At 64.8% G+C, this 14,618-nt stretch carries 12 protein-coding genes and 1 tRNA gene; 1 reads left to right on the top strand and 12 read right to left on the bottom strand.

Features of this window, described 5'->3' with window-relative positions:
- Positions 1 to 2: 2 nt before the first annotated feature.
- The gene (gene lipA / locus E4K65_RS08425) at positions 3 to 959 is read right to left on the bottom strand and encodes a lipoyl synthase (RefSeq protein ID WP_135173714.1); all 957 of its coding nucleotides are present in this window, start codon (positions 957 to 959) and stop codon (positions 3 to 5) included.
- Positions 960 to 1,089: 130 nt separating this feature from the next.
- Here lipA and E4K65_RS08420 point away from each other — a divergent pair, with 130 nt between their 5' ends.
- On the top strand, positions 1,090 to 1,692 hold the full coding sequence (locus E4K65_RS08420; RefSeq protein WP_135173713.1) for a DNA-3-methyladenine glycosylase: 603 nt from the start codon (positions 1,090 to 1,092) through the stop codon (positions 1,690 to 1,692).
- Between the two features lie 111 nt (positions 1,693 to 1,803).
- Here the strand turns inward: E4K65_RS08420 and E4K65_RS08410 are convergent, their stop codons facing one another.
- The 11 genes from E4K65_RS08410 to E4K65_RS08350 form a co-directional block, all read right to left on the bottom strand.
- Positions 1,804 to 4,680: a valine--tRNA ligase gene (locus E4K65_RS08410; protein ID WP_135173712.1), complete on the bottom strand. Its 2,877-nt coding sequence runs from the start codon at positions 4,678 to 4,680 to the stop codon at positions 1,804 to 1,806.
- Positions 4,681 to 4,820: 140 nt separating this feature from the next.
- A complete protein-coding gene (locus E4K65_RS08405; protein ID WP_167770623.1) occupies positions 4,821 to 5,597 on the bottom strand; it encodes a PopZ family protein in 777 nt (258 codons plus the stop codon).
- 315 nt (positions 5,598 to 5,912) lie between these two features.
- Entirely contained in the window at positions 5,913 to 7,298 is a 1,386-nt protein-coding gene (locus E4K65_RS08400) for a TolC family outer membrane protein (RefSeq protein WP_135173797.1), read from the bottom strand.
- Positions 7,299 to 7,503: 205 nt separating this feature from the next.
- Positions 7,504 to 8,166, bottom strand: coding sequence for a protein-L-isoaspartate O-methyltransferase family protein (locus E4K65_RS08395; RefSeq protein ID WP_167770622.1), 663 nt, complete (start codon positions 8,164 to 8,166; stop codon positions 7,504 to 7,506).
- Positions 8,167 to 8,304: 138 nt separating this feature from the next.
- Positions 8,305 to 8,484, bottom strand: coding sequence for a hypothetical protein (locus E4K65_RS08390; protein ID WP_027542747.1), 180 nt, complete (start codon positions 8,482 to 8,484; stop codon positions 8,305 to 8,307).
- 217 nt (positions 8,485 to 8,701) lie between these two features.
- Positions 8,702 to 8,776 (bottom strand) — tRNA-Asn (locus E4K65_RS08385).
- A 137-nt stretch (positions 8,777 to 8,913) separates the two neighbouring features.
- Positions 8,914 to 9,282, bottom strand: a complete 369-nt coding sequence (locus E4K65_RS08380; protein WP_027542746.1) for a hypothetical protein — start codon at positions 9,280 to 9,282, stop codon at positions 8,914 to 8,916.
- Positions 9,283 to 9,486: 204 nt separating this feature from the next.
- Positions 9,487 to 11,178: a flotillin family protein gene (locus E4K65_RS08375; protein WP_135173709.1), complete on the bottom strand. Its 1,692-nt coding sequence runs from the start codon at positions 11,176 to 11,178 to the stop codon at positions 9,487 to 9,489.
- Between the two features lie 29 nt (positions 11,179 to 11,207).
- Positions 11,208 to 11,867, bottom strand: coding sequence for an OB-fold-containig protein (locus tag E4K65_RS08370; protein WP_135173708.1), 660 nt, complete (start codon positions 11,865 to 11,867; stop codon positions 11,208 to 11,210).
- A 10-nt stretch (positions 11,868 to 11,877) separates the two neighbouring features.
- Positions 11,878 to 13,041, bottom strand: coding sequence for a PspA/IM30 family protein (locus tag E4K65_RS08365; protein ID WP_135173707.1), 1,164 nt, complete (start codon positions 13,039 to 13,041; stop codon positions 11,878 to 11,880).
- Positions 13,042 to 14,220: 1,179 nt separating this feature from the next.
- Complete coding sequence (locus E4K65_RS08350) at positions 14,221 to 14,604, bottom strand: RidA family protein (RefSeq protein WP_135173705.1); 384 nt, start codon at positions 14,602 to 14,604, stop codon at positions 14,221 to 14,223.
- Positions 14,605 to 14,618: the final 14 nt, after the last annotated feature.

The raw sequence follows: 14,618 nt of genomic DNA, 5'->3' as shown, positions 1-14,618 counted from the left end.
CGTCAGCGGGCTTGAGCTGCCCGCGCAGCCTTCAGTCTCGCGAAATCCTCGCCGGCATGATGCGACGAGCGGGTGAGCGGGCTCGCCGACACCATCAGGAAGCCCTTGGTGTAGGCGACCTTTTCATAGGACGAAAACTCGTCCGGCGGCACGTAGCGCATGACCGCGTGATGCTTGCGGGTCGGCTGGAGATATTGCCCGATGGTCAGGAAGTCGACGTCAGCCGAGCGCAGATCATCCATCACCTGCTGCACCTCGTGACGCTCTTCACCCAGGCCCACCATGATGCCGGACTTGCTGAAGATGGACGCATCGAGCTCCTTGACCCGCTGCAACAGCCGGATCGAATGGAAGTAGCGCGCGCCGGGCCGCACCGTGAGATAGCGCGACGGCACGGTCTCGAGATTGTGGTTGAACACGTCGGGCCTGGCCGCGACGACGATCTCGAGCGCTCCGTCCTTGCGCAGGAAGTCGGGCGTCAGGATCTCGATCGTGGTCGAAGGGCACGCGGCCCGGATCGCACGGATGGTCTGGGCGAAATGCTCGGCGCCACCATCGGCAAGATCGTCCCGGTCGACGGAGGTGATGACGACGTGGGCAAGACCGAGCTTGGCAACGGCCTCGGCAACGTTCTGCGGCTCGGCCGCATCCAGCGCGTTGGGCAGGCCGGTCTTGACGTTGCAGAAGGCGCAGGCTCGGGTGCAGGTGTCACCCATGATCATGAAGGTCGCGTGCTTCTTGTCCCAGCACTCGCCGATGTTCGGGCAGCCCGCCTCCTCGCACACCGTGTGCAGGCCGTTGGCGCGCACGATGTTGCGGGTGTCGGCATAGCCGCGCGTGTTGGGCGCGCGCACGCGGATCCAGTCCGGCTTCGGCGGCGAAGCGGAATCGGGGCGATTCACCTTTTCGGGGTGGCGCGGGCGCAGCGGGTTCGAGATGGTATCGACAATAACGACCATGGGGTGTCCGGTCTGTTCAGGTCCTACCTAGTCGGTCTCGCCCGGCATCGCAACCCGGCTCGCACCGCTTCAGGGAACATGGCAGATATGGGCAATATCCTGCTCAGTTCTCAGGCGATTCTCACCTCGAATGGCTCCAACCTCGAAGACTTCTACGCCGCGGCTCGGCAAGGCCCTGAAGCGCGCCTTTTTTGGCCGCAACGTCCGCGAGGTCGCCCATGACCTGATCGGTGCCACCATGCTGCTGGACGGCGTCGGCGGCCGCATCGTCGAGGTCGAGGCCTATCATCATACCGAGCCGGCGGCGCACTCCTACAATGGCCCGACGCCGCGGAACCAGGTCATGTTCGGCCCGCCGGGCTTTGCCTATGTCTACCGCTCCTACGGCATCCACTGGTGCGTCAATTTCGTCTGCGAGGCGGAAGGCTCGGCCGCCGCTGTGCTGATCCGCGCGCTGGAGCCGACACACGGCATCGCCGCCATGCGCCGCCGCCGTCATCTCCAGGACGTGCACGCGCTGTGCTCGGGCCCGGGCAAGCTGACCGAGGCGCTCGGCATCACCATCGCGCACAACGCCCTGCCGCTGGACCGGCCGCCGATCGCGCTGCATGCGCGGACGGAGGATTTCGAGGTGGCGACAGGCATCCGGATCGGCATCACAAAGGCCGTCGAGCTGCCCTGGCGCTATGGCGTCAGGGGCTCGAAGTTTCTGAGCAAGCCGTTTCCGAAATGACTGTCATTCCGGGATGGTCCGAAGGACCAGACCGCAGGTGCGCAATTGCGCACCGGGGAATCTCGCGATTCCGGGTTCGATGCTACGCATCGCCCCGGAATGACGGGCGTCTCACGACGCCAGCTTCAGCCGCTCCAGCGCCTCGAGCAGCTTGGCCTTGCGGGCCAGCGCCGCCTCGCGCTTTTCGCGCTCCTCCTCGACGACCTCCTCGGCCGCGTTGGCGACGAATTTCTCGTTCGCCAGCTTGGACTCGGCGCGCTTGATGTCCGCGTCGGCCTTCCCGATCTCCTTGTCGAGGCGCGTGCGCTCGGCGGCGACGTCGATCACGCCCTTCAGCGGCAGCGCGGCCACTTCGCCGCGCACCAGCAGCTGAACCGCGCCGTCAGGTGCGCGATCGGCGAAGGAGATGTCAGAGAGCCGCGCCATGCGCTTGATGACGTCGGTCCAGCGCGGCGCGCGTTCCCTGGTCTCGGCCGAGGCGCCGACGAGCACCAGGGCGGTCAGCGTCGCCGGCGCAATGTTCATCTCGGCGCGCACCGAGCGGATCTGCGTGATCAGGTCGATCACCCAGCCGATCTCGGCTTCCGCCTTGGGATCGGTGAAGTCGGCATGGTCGAAGATCGGCATGATCAGGGCCGGCGAGATCAACGGATCGGTCGGACCGGCGGCTGCCGCGAGCATCACGAGTTGCTCCGGTGTCGGGGCGGAGGGCTTCAGCGGCCATTGCGCCAGTGCAAGCAGGCCGTCGCGCTTGGCCGTCACCTCCCACAACTCTTCGGTGATGAAGGGCATGAAGGGGTGGAGCAGCTTCAAAATCTCGTCGCGCGCCCAGGCGACCATGGCGCGGGTCTCGTCCTTGGCGGGGCTGTCCGGGCCGAGCAGCACGGGCTTTGCGAGCTCGACATACCAGTCGCAATAGACGTTCCAGACGAAGCGGTAGATCGCGCCGGCGGCATCGTTGAAGCGATAGGCCTCGATCGCCTCGGTCACCTCGCGCGTGGTGTGCGCGCTCTCATGCGCGATCCAGCGATTCAGCGTCTCCTTGGCCTTTGCCGGTTCGAAACCGTCGGGCACGGCGCAGTGGTTCATCTCCGCGAAGCGGGACGCATTCCAGAGCTTGGTCGCGAAATTGCGGTAGCCCTCGACGCGGCTGGTGGCGAGCTTGATGTCGCGCCCCTGCGCCGCCATCGCGGCCAGCGTGAAGCGCAGCGCATCCGCACCGTATTCGTCGATCAGGTTGAGCGGATCGATGACGTTGCCCTTCGACTTCGACATCTTGGCCCCCTTCTCGTCGCGGACGAGGGCGTGGATGTAGATCGTCGAGAACGGCACCTCCTTCATGAAGTGCAGGCCCATCATCATCATGCGGGCGACCCAGAAGAAGATGATGTCGAAGCCGGTCACCAGCGCGTTGGTCGGGTAATAGCGCCGCACCTCGGGTGCATCTTCGGGCCAGCCGAGCGTCGAGAACGGCCACAGCGCCGAGGAGAACCAGGTGTCGAGCACGTCTTCATCACGCGTGATGAAGCCTTCGCGCTTGTTGCGGTCGAGCGCCATCTCGCGCCCCTGCTCGGCCGTGATGACCTCCTGCTCGACGTAGTAGCCGAGCGCGTGGCTGACGGCCTCCTCCTCGGTCTCGGCGACGAACACCTTCCCGTCAGGCCCGTACCAGGCGGGGATCTGGTGGCCCCACCAGAGCTGGCGCGAGATGCACCAGGGCTGGATGTTCTCCATCCACTCGTAATAGGTCTTTTCCCAGTTTTTCGGCACGAAGCTGGTTTCGCCCGAACGCACCGCCGCGATCGCGGGTTTTGCGAGTGTCTTGGCGTCGACGTACCACTGGTCGGTGAGATAGGGCTCGATCACGCTGTTCGAGCGGTCGCCGTGCGGCACCATGTGGGTGTGCGGCTCGATCCGCTCGACGAAGCCGAACGATTCCAGCCGGTCGACGATGCGCTTGCGCGCAACGAAGCGATCGACCTTGTTGAACTCCTCGGCGAATTGCGAGGCGCCTTCCGGCAGGTCGCGCAGATAGTCCTCGTTGTCGAGGAGATCGAGGCAACCTTCCTTGTCGAGCACGCTGATCCGGCGCAGGCCGTGGCGATTGCCGACCTCGAAGTCGTTGAAGTCGTGCGCCGGCGTCACCTTCACCGCGCCCGAGCCCTTCTCCGGATCGGAATAGTCGTCGGCGACGATCTGGATCTTGCGGCCGACCAGCGGCAGGATGACGTTCTTGCCGACCAGCTTCTGATAGCGCTCGTCATCGGGATGCACGGCGACACCGGTATCGCCGAGCATGGTCTCCGGGCGCGTCGTGGCGACGACGATGAAGCTCGAGGGATCCTCAGGGCTGAACGTCTTGCCCTCGATCGGATAGCGCAGATACCAGAGGCTGCCCTTGACCTCGGTCTGCTGCACTTCGAGATCGGAGATCGCGGTCAAGAGCTTGGTGTCCCAGTTCACCAGCCGCTTGTCCTTGTAGATCAGGCCGTCGCGGTGCAGCTCGACGAACACCTTGATGACAGCCTTGGACAGGCCCTCATCCATGGTGAAGCGTTCGCGCGACCAGTCGCAGGACGCGCCGAGCCGCTTGAGCTGGTTGATGATGGTGTCGCCGCTCTCGGCCTTCCACTGCCAGACCCGCTCCAGGAACTTCTCGCGGCCCATCTCGCGGCGGCCGGGCTGCTGGCGCTCCATCAGCTGCCGCTCGACCACCATCTGGGTGGCGATGCCGGCGTGGTCGGTGCCGGGCTGCCACAGCACGTCGCGGCCGCGCATGCGCTCGAACCGGCACAGGATGTCCTGGAGCGTGTTGTTGAGGGCGTGGCCCATGTGCAGCGAGCCCGTCACGTTCGGCGGGGGGATCACGATGGTAAAGGGCACTGCGTCGCGGCGGTCCGGGCGGCCGGCCTTGAAGGCACGGCTGTCCTCCCACACCACGGACATGCGGGTTTCGATATCGGCGGGCTGGTAATTTTTCTCGATCATGGGGCTGCTAGAAAGCCGCGCGCGGGGGGCAAGTCAACGAAAAGGTCAACGAAAGCTCAGCGGCAAACGGGCTTTCCGGCCCGGTCGGCGGACCGAATGTGACGCACAAGCGGGGCTTTATCAGGGCTCCGCGGCCTGCTCTACCGGCCGCCGCGCGAGACCCGCTCGATTTCGGCCTTCACGATGCGCTCAACCAGGCCCGGCAGGTTGTCGTCGAGCCAGGACTTCAGCATCGGGCGCAGCATCTCCTTGACCAGGTCCTCCAGCGTCCGCGCGTTGCTGCTGAGCACCGTATGGGCCAGGGAATTGAAGGCGGATTCGACCGCGGAGACCGTCGATTGCGCGAGGATCGGCTGCTGCGGCGGCAGCGGCGGGGCATCGAAATCCGCGGGCGCGTAGGACGGCGACGGGCGCGGCGGCGGCGATTCGGCGAATTCGAGATCGTCGCGCGGCTCGACCTTGCGGAAGCTCGGCGGCGGCGGAGGCGGTGTCGGCTCCGGGTCCATCGCCATGTCGTCGGTTAATTCGAGCACGTCGGGCTCGGGCTCCGGCTCCGGCTCGGGTTCCGGAGCACGGACCTCAGGCGCTGACGTGGCTGTGTCGAGCCCCGCCAGCAGCGCGTCGATATCGTCCTGGCTGTTTGGAGAGGCAGCCGCCGCAGGTGCAGGCGGCGGCGCCGGCTTTGCAGCCGGAGGCGGTGCGGGCTTCTCGGCGGCAGGTTTGGCGGGGGCGACCTTGGAGGGCGGAATGTCGTTCATCGCCTGCGGCTTTGCTGCGGGCGCCGCAGGCGCCGCGGCCTTCCCGGGATTCGCGATCTCTGCCGGCGGCGGCTTGGCCTCATCGTCGGCAATGATGCGCCGGATCGAGGCCAGAATCTCCTCCATCGAGGGTTCTGTGACCTTTGCAGGCTGCGTCATCTCCGACTCCACATCATCAACGCCCTCGCATGCGTTGTTTTACACCAAGCACGACAGGATTGGCCGGTTCCGCAACGGACGCCCCGACATTTTCGTCACGGCGGCCCGACTTGTCCCCAGATCACGGCTCAACGTGCGGCGGTGCGCCCCTGCCCTCGGCACTCAAGCTTTACGCACACGACATCGAATGCGGGGCGAATCGACCCGCATCTTCTTGGCAAGGCTATGTCAGGGATTTTGATGATTGCAAGCAAAGCACCGGTCGGCGTCGGCTGTTCGCGAGGCCGACCGGACACTTACGGGACTTCCGGGACTTCAGCGCCCGTCAGGCGTGCGAACACCGGCCCAGCTGTCGCGGACCTGGTGGTAGTGAACGGTGGGATCGTAAACCGTGGTCGCAAGGCCGAGGACCTGCGGCGACAGCCGGCCGATAGCGGCGAGAACGTTATAAGATGCAACGACCCGGTCATGCTGCGCGGTAACCAAGGCGACTCGCGCATTGACCAGCGCCTGCTGCGCGTTGAGCACGTCGAGGGTGGTGCGCTGACCGGCCTTTGCTTCTTCACGCACACCGTTCAGCGCGATCTCGGACGCCGTGACCTGCGCCTGCGCCGACTGCACCTGCGCTTTGCCGGCCTGCAACGTCCCCCAGAACTGCACCACGTTCGCACGAGTCTGGTCGCGCGTCGTCTCGAGGTTGAGACGCTGCTGCGCCAGGTTTTCCTTGGACTGGCGGATCAGCGCATACGAATTGCCACCATCATAGAGCTGCCAATTGGCCGAAGCGATCGCGGACGCGCTGGTTGCCCTGTATTGAATCAAGGACTGTTCGTTCGCCTGTTGGGCGGCAACCTGCACCGTGACCGTCGGCAGCAGCGCGCCTTCGGCGACCTTGACCTGCAGAAAATTGACGTCGATGCCGAACATTGCGGCCGTGACGTTGGGATGCTCGACCAAGCCGAGCTCGACCGCTGCGGCAAGCGTTGCGGGCAGGAAGCGATCGACAGGTGAGCCGGGCGCAAGATTCGTCGGCTCGTTACCGATGATGCGGCGGAAGTTCGCGCGCGTCGTGGTGAGATTTGCTTCGGCGGTAAGCGCCTGCGTCCTGCCGGCCGCAAGCTGTGCTTCCGATTGCGCAACGTCGGTGCGTGTCACTTCGCCGACGTTGAAGCGATCGCGCGTCTGCTTCAACGTCTGCTCGAGCACGCGCACGTTGCTGCGCTGGACTTCGAGCGTGGCGGCGTCACGCAGATAGTCCATGTAGGTGGTGGCGCCCTGGAGCAGCACGGTCTGATCGAGACTGCGCAGCGCTTCGCGGGATCCGGAGACCTGGCTCTCCGCCGCGCGCGTTCTGTTTGCGGTGATGTTGCCGTTATAGAGCGTCTGGTTGACGGTCACGCCGACGGCGCGGGGCGCCGTGGCCCCGAAGAACGGGTTGCTGCCCAGCGCGCTTTGCTGATCCTGATATTGATAGCCGCCGCTCGCAGTCAGCGCGACCTTGGGACGGTAGCCCGACAAGGCCTGCGGCACGTTCTCGTCGGTCGAGCGCACCTGGGCACGCTGCGCGTTGAGCTGCGGATTGTTCTGATAGGCGCGCACCAAGGCGGCCTCGATCGTGTCCGCCAAGGCAGGCGTCGGCCCGGCAAGCGCCAGCACCAAGACCGAAACCGCCGCTCCGGTGAAGAGCTTCACCCCATGCATCCCAAAAATTCCGTTCATTCTAACGTCCGGCTCGTGCCCGCGAGCTGGGTTACGTCAACCGAGTGGAGTCGTTGCCCCGTCGCAACATAGGCCGCGGATCGACGCGACGGAACTACCTCAAGGTAGTTCTCGGTGGAAACTCTTCACGTGCAGCATCCCGGCCACACTTCTGATTCAGAACGGGATTTTAACGGGCTTTGGACCGTCAGAAGACGAATGCGGCGGCCCGTTCCAGCCCGGGGAGGACCGGGGCACCGGCATCGAACAGCGCCCGATGGCCGAATTCGCCGTGGGTATGGGTCACAATCATGGCCCGCGGCGGCCGGGATTCGGCAGACACCCCCACCAGACGCCCGCCTTCCCTAAGCTGCCCGAGCAGCCCTTCCGGCGTCACCTCGACAGCGCCATTGAGGATAATCACGTCGTAGGGCGCGCCAGAGGGGTCCCCCTCGGTGCAGGAAGCGGCCTTGCAGGTGACATTGGCGAGCCCGAGGGCGGCGAAAGCGTCCTTGGCCTTCGCGACCAGGGCCGAATCGTATTCCGTCGCGGTGACCTGACGCGCCAGCTTGGCGGCCAACGCGGCGAGGTAGCCGGTGGCGCAGCCGACGACCAGCACGTTGTCACCCTCGCCGATCTCGGCGGCCTGGAGCAGCTTGCCGGTCAGCTGCGGCTTGATCAGGAACCGCTTGCCGCCGCCCTCGCTCACATCGAGGTCGAGGTCGAGATAGGCCAGGGCCTGCCGGCTGGCCGGCACGAAGGCCTCGCGCGGAACCGTGAGCATGGCGTCGAGGACACGGCGATCAGTGACGTCATTGGTGCGCACCTGGCCATCGACCATTTTGAGGCGCGCGGTCGAAAAACCGGACATTTGCGGACCCTGAAATGCGGACGATGCCGCGGACGAAAGTTGCCGGCATCTTTGGAACATGCCCGGCGAAAACGCAACATGGGCGTTGGCCGCCGCCGGCCAACGCTTCAGCGACTCACCGCATCAGGGGGTGATGGACTATTCGATCGTTACCGCGAGGCGGCCGATCAGGGCGGCGACCTCGTCCAGCCGTGCCGAATCGGGCGTCTCGACCGCGCGCGCCAGGCAGGCGATGCATTCGTCGTCGCTGAGCTCGGGAATGTCGGCCGGCAGAATCGAGGGAGCCAGTGGGGCACGGTCGATCTGGATGTCGGGCATGGGAATCAGCTCCGTAAGGGTCCGGCCCGGCGAAGCTCGATTTGAATTAAGTCGATTTGGTGCCAGCCCTGCGGGCGCGAAGCCGCGGTCAGGACACGTTTGCTTGAACACGATTCTGCATCGCAAGCGGGCCCGCAACCGTGTTGAGAGACGGCCCGAGCAACGTCGCGCGCCGCATCAAAGCACGGGTGCAAGTTACTGAAATTGCGGTGAAATTTGGCTCCCCGGGCTGGATTCGAACCAGCGACCATCCGATTAACAGTCGGATGCTCTACCGCTGAGCTACCGAGGAAAAGGGCGAACCGTTCGTTCGCGCGCGGCTGCGTATAACAAAGCCGGTTGCGCTTGCAAAGGACGAATTCGTCATCTTCCGCAACGCGCCTGAGGAAGGGCCGGACGGCCCCTCCTCCGGGCCTGTCAGGCGGAAAACTATTCGGCGACGAAGGACGTGGTCTTGGTGCCGGCGTCGTAGCGCAGCCGCAGCGCGGTGAACTTGCAGAGATTGACGTTCTTCCAGAGCACGGCCTCGTCGTAATTCTGCCAGTCGACGCGGATGTTCCAGACACATCCCTCGTCGTCATCGTCGAACTCGACATAGGTGCTCGCCTGGTTCTGCAAAACCTTGTCGAGCTCGTTGTCCCATTCGTCCAGGCCATCGTCCGGCGCGTTGAAGCCCAGGAATTTGATGGCATAGCCGGTCTCGTTGACGACGGTGACGTTGCGGGCGTCAGCTGCAAACGACGGTGTGGCGGCAATCGAAAGACCGATCGCAATCAGTGCAGACAGAAAATACTTCATGTGAAATTCCCTGGATCGAAACAAGCTTTAAGCGCCTGACGTCGATCGGCGCAGGCGCCGCGGCAACAAATGGCGTTGCCTCCAACGATTCGGCCGGAGCCTGATCGAAACGTTCAACACGCTTCGATCAGCACTCCGGAGCTGTGCACGACGCGCAGGGGGATTTCTTATCGATTCGAATTCTCCGCAGCAATGAACGGGCATTCATAGATCGGCGGAGTTTGTCTTCTCCGGCGCGGGCGCCGGCACCGCGGCACCATTGCTCTTGCCCGTCACGGCACCGACCAGCGCCTGCACGGGATCGTCGCCCGGCGCAAAGCCGCTCTGGCGCAGGATCTCGTCGATCATCGGACGCAGCGCGTGCACCTTGAGCAGCTCGCCCGCGAGCCCTTCGCCGAAACCGACATTGCCGCCGGCGCCGTTACCGCCGAACGCGCCGCCGGTGTGCAGGATGCGGACGTCCTTGAGGTTGGCGATCGGCCTGACCATCTCGGCGAGGGCCGAGGGCATGGTCTCGATCCGCTTCTTGGCGATCTCGAAGTCGATGACGTTGGCGCCGAGCTTGTTCTGCGCCTCGTTCTTGAGCGTGATGATTGCGGCCTCGGCCTCGCCGATATTCCTGACGCCGACAGCCTTGATCTTGTTGGACTCGGCTTCCGCGGTGGCCAGTGTCTTGACGGCCTCGGCGCGATCGAGCGAGGCCTTCTTTTCGGCTTCGGCCGCGACGATCAGCTCGGTCGACTTGCGCTCGGCCTCGGTGCGCGCGGCAAGCACCTGGGTGAGACGGGCACGATCGGCCACCTCGACCGCGCGTGCGGTCACGACCTTTTCCTCCGCGGAGACGGCGATCGCCTCGGCCGTCTTGGCTTCGGCCACAGCTTCCGAGGTCTGCTTGCTCTTGGCCGCGATCTGGATCTCGTTCTCCTGGGTCGCGATCTGGATCTCGCGCTGCGCGTCGGTCTTGCGCTTGTTGATCGCGAGATCCGACTCGATCACCGCCGTTTCCTTGACCTGCTTGGCGCCCGCCTCCTTCTCGGCGACCGCCCGGTCGGTGTCGATGCGGGCGTTCTCCTCGGTCAGGCGCGCGGTCTGGGTTGCGGTCGCGACTTCGGCGCGGGTGCTCGCGGTCTTGTTGGCGATGTCGCGCTCCTGGGAAAGCTCGGCCTCCTTCTTGGTGCGCTCGATGGTCAGGGTCTGCTGCCGCGCCTCGAGGTCCTTTTGCGCAATCGCCACCTCGTTGTCGCGCACGATCGAGTTGCGGTCGCGCCGGCGCGTCTCGGTAACGGTCTTGAGCTGGGTCAGACCTTCGGCGTCAAAGAAGTTTTCCGGATTGAAGAATTTCACATCGGTCTGGTCGAGCTTGGTCAGCGACACCGATTCGAGCTCGAGACCGTTGGATTTGACGTCCGACTCCACGGTCGCTTGCACGTGCTTGACGAAGTCGCTGCGCTTTTCCTGCAACTCCAGGATGGACATGGTGGCCGCCACCGAACGCAGACCGTCGACGAATTTCGCCTCGACCTGGTTACGCAGGGCTTCGGCGTCATTGGTCAGCGCGCCCAGAGTCTGGCTGGCGAGCGCGATGCTCTCGTCGTCGGGGCGGACGCGCACGTAGAACTCGGCGACGATGTCGACGCGGAGGCGATCCTTGGTGATCAGGGATTCCCGCTCCTTGCGCTCGACGGTGAGCCGCAGCGTCTTCAGATTGACGCTGGCATAGGAATGGAAGATCGGCAGGATCATGGCGCCGCCGTCGAGCACGACCTTCTTGCCGCCGAGGCCGGTGCGCACGAAGGCCTCGTCGCGCGTGGCGCGCTTGTAGAGGATGGTGAAGACGATCCCCAGGACGACGATTAGCGCGACGCCGATCATGGCCGGGACTGCAATGTCAAACATGACTTTCTCCGCTAATGAGCTTTGGCTGGCTAACTGCTTAGAGTCGGCTTGGACGGCTTCAGTTCATCGTCGGCCTTGACCGCCACGAAGCGGGTGCCGACGCGATCGACCAGGAGGACCATGGTTCCCTGCTCCAATGGTCCCGATGCGGGCGCCGCGACCGCCCAGACGAAGTGCCTGTTGCCGTGGACGTCGGCGACGCTGACGCGGCCGGGCGGCCCCTGATCGAGCGGACCGATGACGACCTCGCCGACGCGGCCGACGAGGTCGCCGAGACCGACGGCATAGCTTTCATCTTTGGGAATGGCCCGCGCGATGGCGCGGCTGGTGACGCGGACCAGCGGAACCGAGGCCGCGACGGCCCCGATCGAAGCGATCGTTGCCGGCAAGGGACCGGCGACCAGCCGGGCGATGTCCTGGATCAGGAATCCGGTGATCGAGAAGGCGCCGAGCATCAGCAGCAGGAAGATCAGCAGCGGCACGCCGCCGACATTGATCCACGAAATGGCGTTGAGCACGCCGTTGTCGCTGGGGTGACTGAAATCGATGCCGGTGCCGAGCATCTCACTCAAGGAGGCTCCGACCAGCATCGTGATCACCTCGAGCGAGCCGACGATGACGATCATGGCCGCCGCGATCGCGAACGGCCTGACCTCCGGCGCCATGACGTGTTCGAGCAGTGCCCTCATGACACATTACTCAGGAGCGCGACTTCAACCGCGCCAGCCTCGCTGCAATCTCCTTGTCGCGATGCAACGTGCTGAGCTCGTCGATGTCACTTGAAAACGGGATGGCTGCGGGAACGCCGGTGGCGCGCGCCACCGCCCTGCCCGCACGTAGCGCCTTCGCCGCTGCCGAGGCACCGCCGGGCTTCCCGGGCGAGGTCGAGGCCTGGTGGCTTGCGACCGCCTCGCTCTTTGCGAGATCGGCGCGGCGCTGCTCGGCATCCTGCAATGCCGACAGCACGGCGCGCAGCGACGTCACGCATTGCTCGATCTTCTCATTGTTCTCGTCGATGGCGCGGGAGAGCACCTCGAACTGTGCCTCCAGGTCCATCTGCCGCGCGATGCCGGCGCGCGCGAGATCGTCGCGGCTATCAGCGATCACGCTCTCGATCTTGGCAGTGAGATCGGTCATTTCGCGCTCGATCTCGGTGCGGCGCGCGTTGAGGCGGTATTCCTCGGCGCGCGCAGCCGCGAGCGCGTCGCGTGCCTCGCTCTCGGCACGCTCGATCTCGCGGATGGCCTGACCGACCACTTTCAGCTTGTTCTTGCCTTCCGCCTGCTCGATCGCGTCATAGGCGATCGCGGCGATCAGGCGCCCGACCCGGGACAGGAAATTGTCGGGGGCGGCAGCGATGGTATCCATGGCGTTCTCCTCCTCTGGCAGACTGTTCGGCGTGACGCCGTAGTGAACTTCAAAGCCGTCGTCGGTGCGGATCAGGTGTGCGGGCGCGCTCTGCCCCCAGCCCTCGGCATAACCGGCGTAGTCGAAGGGCACGCTGAAGCGCCCTTGCACGGTCGCAATCGAAATGGTGGCGGGACCCTTGATCTTGGCGAGCTTGTCGTCGAGCGGCAGGCGGCGCCCTTGGGCGACGCGATAGTCGGCGCGGTCACGCAAGCCCAGCGTCACCAGCCGCGACGGCAGTGCGGTTGCTTTCCGGATCGGCTCATAGGCATGGGCGTGCAGCAGGACCACGTTGGAACCCACATTATGGGTCCGAGCGACCTCATCCAGGATCTCCATCATCCGGTCATAGGCCCTAAACGTCGCCTCCATGGCGGCCTTGGCGGCCGGATCAGGGGCAAGCCTGTAACGCAGCGCGGACGGCGCGTTTCGGGGTGATTGGATCATGGAAAGCACTAAAGCACCATTTTGGTGCTTTAGGAAGGGGAAGCTCGATCACGTTCCACTGATCCTTGGGCACTCCATGGGTTAGTCGCTGGCGGTCTCTCGTGCGTTCAAGGCTGGCAATCATGCTCGCCCATCTCTCGTATCCCGGACAAGCGTAGCGAAGCGGAGCGCAGAGCCGGGACCCAGGAGGCCGCACGGCACGCTGCTGCATGGGCCCCGGCTCTGCAGCGCACCGCCGAAGTGGACGATGCTTCGCATCGCCAGGGAAGCGCTGCGCTGCGTCCGGGGCACGAGACCGAAGTTCAAGCGCACGTTTCCTCCACGCCGTCATTGCGAGGAGCTCTTGCGACGAAGCAATCCAGAGTCTTTCCATGGAGGGATTCTGGATTGCTTCGCTGCGCTCGCAATGACGGAGCAAGGGGCGCCGTCGCGCTTGCTCAACACGCATCTCAGTTCGCAGACACACCTACGCATCCTCGCGACCTGCTTCGCCCGAGCTTTGCTTCGTCGCGACACCCTCCGATGTCAGAGGGCGCAGGGAAGACCGGGTGCCGGCCGGGCACCCACGGTCCACTGTGCGAAAGGCGGCAACAAAAATCTGCACAGCGGCATACAGGTGAAGCCCAACACACGGCCTTCCCTGCGCAGTGGTTTGACGGCTTATGCCGAGTTCTCCCCGGGGAGCGATGCACTGTTGCCCCCGTCGCCTTGCCGATCGCTGATGCGCGTGCCCGGTCGGGCCGCCACATCACCGCAAGACTTGGCGCACAGACCCCGGGCGCCAGGACGACACGGTTTTGCCGTACGCTGATCACACCGGTCGTGTGCGCGACATCCTTCGCTCACGGTTGCCCGCCCTGCGATGCCTATCGCGCCGATGTGACTAGCGTCCACCGCAGCTCACCCCGCATGTCGTGACGATCGCGATACGCCCCTCTGACCGGGATGAGGTGGTGAGACAATGCGACAAATCAGAAATTCTGTAAAGGCGAATATTTTGGTAGGCATGGATTGCCCCATGCCTAGCGTGTCTTGCCCGACGGGCAGCGCAAGGAGTTGTGGGTGCGTAGGGTGGATTAGCGAAGCGTAATCCACCACGTCTGCCGCCGCGGAGACTGAAGAGGTGGATTACGCCGCGGACCGCGCTACGCGCAGCCGCGGGCTAATCCACCCTACGGACCTACGGCCTCACGGCCGCCGACACACCAGATCGATCTCGATCAGCGCGTCATAGGCAAGCCCGGTGACACCGACGCAGGTGCGGGCCGGCAGCCGGCCGGGCGCAAAGTACGTGCGGTAGGTCTCGTTCATAGCCGTATAGTCTTCCTTGAAACGCGTGAGGTAGATCCGCGTCATCACGACGTGCTCGAGGCCGAGATCGAGACCTGAGAGGACCACCTTCAGGTTCTCCATGACGGCTCGCGTCTGGGCCACGATTCCCTCGGGCAGCATGCCCGGCGTTTGCGGCGTGTCCGGCATCTGGCCGGTGACGAAGACAAAGCCGTCGGTCTCGACGGCGTGGCTGAAGGGCGCGACCGGCTTCGGTCCGCCGCTGATCATGTGGAATTTCACCGGGATTGTCCTTG

The organism is Bradyrhizobium niftali (assembly GCF_004571025.1).
Lineage (GTDB): Bacteria > Pseudomonadota > Alphaproteobacteria > Rhizobiales > Xanthobacteraceae > Bradyrhizobium > Bradyrhizobium niftali.
The sequence above is the reverse complement of the archived record's forward strand: the minus strand, read 5'-3'. Positions and strand labels throughout refer to the sequence as shown.